At 74.0% G+C, this 3,581-nt stretch carries 3 protein-coding genes; all 3 read right to left on the bottom strand.

What is annotated here, in order from left to right:
- Positions 1–291, bottom strand: a 291-nt coding sequence (locus GTW08_RS24830) for an SIMPL domain-containing protein (RefSeq protein ID WP_161152612.1), incomplete at its 3' end; no start/stop codon positions are given.
- Entirely contained in the window at positions 288–2,291 is a 2,004-nt protein-coding gene (locus GTW08_RS24825; protein WP_083658825.1) for a prolyl oligopeptidase family serine peptidase, read from the bottom strand. The genes GTW08_RS24825 and GTW08_RS24830, both read right to left, overlap by 4 nt.
- A 14-nt stretch (positions 2,292–2,305) precedes the next feature.
- Positions 2,306–3,064, bottom strand: coding sequence for a LamB/YcsF family protein (locus tag GTW08_RS24820; RefSeq protein WP_073576804.1), 759 nt, complete (start codon positions 3,062–3,064; stop codon positions 2,306–2,308).
- Positions 3,065–3,581: the final 517 nt, after the last annotated feature.

Below are 3,581 nucleotides of genomic sequence, written 5' to 3'. Positions count from 1 at the left end.
CACCGACACCGACACCGACGCGTGGTGCACCGGCGGCTGCGGGCGCCCCTCGAAGGAGGGCTGCTCGACCCAGCTGCGGGCCTGGTCGACGACGTAGCGCCGGACCGGCCCGGCGTCGGGGTCGTGCAGGCCGCGCACGTCGGCGACGAGCGCCGCGGTGCCGCGCTCGACCTCCGCCCGCACCGGGGCGGCCTCGGGCCCCTGCGCCTCCACGACGACGAGCGCGGTGCCGCGCTCGGCGGGCACCTGCCGCTCGTGCTCGCCCCGCACCCTGATCACGACGTCGCTCATGCCAGCTTCTCCCACAGGAATCCGTAGGCCAGTGCGGCCATCCTCGCGGCCTGCGCGTTGTCCGCGGCGCCGCCGTGCCCGCCCTCGATGTTCTCGTAGTAGGCCACCTCGTGGCCGGCGGCCTCCAGCGCGGCGGTGAACTTGCGGGCGTGGCCGGGGTGCACCCGGTCGTCGCGGGTGGAGGTCAGCAGGATCGTCGGCGGGTAGTCGGCCGTGTCGTCGATCAGGTGGTACGGCGAGAACGTCCGGATGAACTCCCAGTCGTCGGTGTCCGGGTCGCCGTACTCGGCCATCCAGGAGGCACCGGCGAGCAGGTAGCTGTAGCGCTTCATGTCCAGCAGCGGCACCTGGATGACCACCGCGCCGAACAGCTCCGGGTAGCGGACCAGCATGTTCCCGGCCATCAGGCCGCCGTTGCTGCCGCCCTGCACGGCGAGGTGAGCCCGCGAGGTGACGCCGCGGTCAATCAGGTCCCGGGCGACGGCGGCCATGTCCTCGTAGGCCCGCGGCCGCTTCTCGCGCAGCGCCGCCCGGTGCCAGCGCGGCCCGTACTCGCCGCCGCCGCGCAGGTTCGCGACCGCGTACACCCCGCCGCGCTCCAGCCAGGACCGGCCCGTGCCACCGGAGTAGCCGGGGGTCATGGGGATCTCGAAGCCGCCGTAGCCGTAGAGCAGGGTGGGGGCGGAGCCGTCGAAGGGCAGGTCGTTGCGCCGGACCAGGAAGTACGGGACCCGGGTGCCGTCCTCGCTGGACACGAAGTGCTGCTCGATGACGTGGCGGGACGCGTCGAAGAACGCGGGCGCGCTGCGCAGCGGGCGGGGCTGTTCGCCGACCGTCGCGATCGACAGCGTCGACGGGGTCAGGTAGTCGGTGACGATCAGCCAGACGTCGTCGCTCTCGTCGGCGTCGACCGCGGCGACGGTGACGCTGCCGAACTCCGGTGCCCCGGTGAACGGCGCGCGGGTCCAGCCCTGCTCGCCCGGGGTGAGCACGACGAGCCGGTCGACGACGTGTTCCAGCACGTCGAGCACGAGGTGGTGGCGGGTCCAGGCGTACCCGGCGAGCGAGGAGGAGTCGGTGGGCTCGAACAGCACCTCCCACGAGGGGGCGCCGGCCAGGACGTCGTCGAAGCGGGCGGCGAGCAGGGAGCCCGCGGTGAACGAGCCCCAGTCCTCGCGCAGCTCGACGGTGCACCACTCGCGGTGCACGTCGGTCATCGCGGAGTCCGGTACGTCGATCTTGGTGAGGGTCCCGTCCGCGCCGATCAGGTGGAGCTCGTCGGCGTAGAAGGCCAGCGCCCGGCGCAGGAAGTCCCGCTCGAAGCCGGGGGTGTGGTCACGGAACGCCGAGATGCTGAGGTCGGTCTCCTCGCCGGCGTAGACCAGCTCGGCGGACTCCAGGGCCTCGCCGCGGCGCAGCCGCCGCACCGTACGCGGGTAGCCCGAGGTCGTCATGGTGCCCGGACCGAGGTCGGTCGACAGGTAGACGGTGTCGCGGTCGATCCAGCTCATCCCGCCCTTCGCCTCGGGACGGGAGAACCCGCCGTCGACGAAGCTGCGGGTCGGGAGGTCGAACTCGCGCGTGACGTCGGCGTCGGCGCCACCGCGGGACAGGTCGACCAGCGCGCGGTCGAGGTCCGGGCGCAGGAAACGGGCACCGTGCCAGACCCAGTTCTCGCCCTCGGCCGCGTTGAGCGCGTCGACGTCGAGCAGCACCTCCCACTCGGTGTCGGCGCTCCGGTAGGACTCCGGGGTGGTGCGCCGCCACAGGCCGCGCGGGTGCTGCTCGTCGGTCCAGAAGTTGTAGTAGTGCCCGCCGCGGGCGGTGACGAACGGGATCCGGTCGCGGGAGTCGAGGACCTCGCGGATCCCCGACTCCAGCTCGGCGAACAGCGGGGTGCCGGTCAGCCGCGCCTCGGTGCGGGCGTTGCGCTGCGACACCCATTCCAGGGCCTCGGTGCCGGTGACGTCCTCGAGCCAGGCGTGCGGGTCGTTCGTCATGACCCGATCATCGCTCACACGAACGGTGCGACGGCGATCCCGGCCCGGGCGAGCTCGTCACGGACCCGTCGGGCGGTCGTGACGGCGCCGGGGGAGTCGCCGTGCAGGCAGGCGGACTCGGCACGGACCGCGACGTCGCTGCCGTCGACCGCGCGCACCGTCCCCGTCCCGACCACGCGGACGAGCCGTTCGGCCGCCTCCGCGGGGTCGTCGAGCAGCGCACCCGGTTCGCCGCGCGGCACGAGCCCGCCCTCACCGGTGTAGCCGCGGTCGACGAAGAACTCGCCCACCGCGCGCAGCCCGGCCCGCTCGGCCTCCGCGAGCAGCGCGGACCCGGCCAGCCCGAGCACCGGCAGCGACGGGTCGTACGCCCGCACCGCCCGGACCACCGCGCGCGCCTGCGCGGTGTGCGTCCGTGTGGCGTTGTAGAGCGCGCCGTGCGGCTTGACGTAGCGGACCCGGGTACCCGCGGCACGGCACAGGGCCTCGAGGCCGCCGATCTGGTAGAGCACGTCGTCGGTCAGCGCGTCGGGCTCGATGTCGAGGAACCGGCGCCCGAATCCGCGCAGGTCCGGGTACGACACCTGCGCCCCGACGACGACCCCCGCCCCGGCCGCCCCCGTGGTCGTGACCCGCAGCGTCGAGGGGTCCCCGGCGTGGAACCCGCACGCGACGTTCGCCGAGGTGACGAGCCCGAGCATCGCCTCGTCGTCGCCGAGGGTCCACCGGCCCCAGGACTCACCGAGGTCGGCGTTCAGGTCGATCGTGCTCACGGGCGTGTCCTCGGTGTCTGTGTCTGTGTCTATGTCTGCGTCGGTGTCCGTGTCGGTCCGGGACCCAGTGTGACCGGTATCGGCTCGCCCGGAGATCGGAGCTCCTGGGCCCCGCCCGCCCCGGGGGCACGGCAGGGTGCTGGTTCTCCGGATTCGCTTACCCGGTAAGCGAATCCGGAGAAGAGGGGTGCCCGTGCACCCGGTCCCTGCCGGCGCGGAGGCGCGTCGTCGCCCCGCCGGCATGCCCCTGTTCTGCGGGAGAGAGTTCCTCCCGTGAAGGGTTCTGCGGGGAGCGGGCCTCCCCGGAACCGAGAGGCCGGGCCGAGGCACCGGCGGGGATCGATCGACCCTGCCCCGGCGCGAGGGTGGCGAGCAGCCCTGCCCCGTCAGCCCTCGTGCAGTGCGCCCGCCCGCACCAGGACGGCGGCCCGGTGCCCCACGCGGACCCGCTCGAGGGGCCGGGCCCCGCCCGGCAGCGGCACCGTCCGCCCACGCCCGACGGCCACGACCACGGCGT

The sequence above is a fragment of the Pseudonocardia sp. SID8383 genome (assembly GCF_009864975.1).
Taxonomy (GTDB): domain Bacteria; phylum Actinomycetota; class Actinomycetes; order Mycobacteriales; family Pseudonocardiaceae; genus Pseudonocardia; species Pseudonocardia alni.
This window is presented reverse-complemented; position numbering and strand designations above follow the sequence as displayed.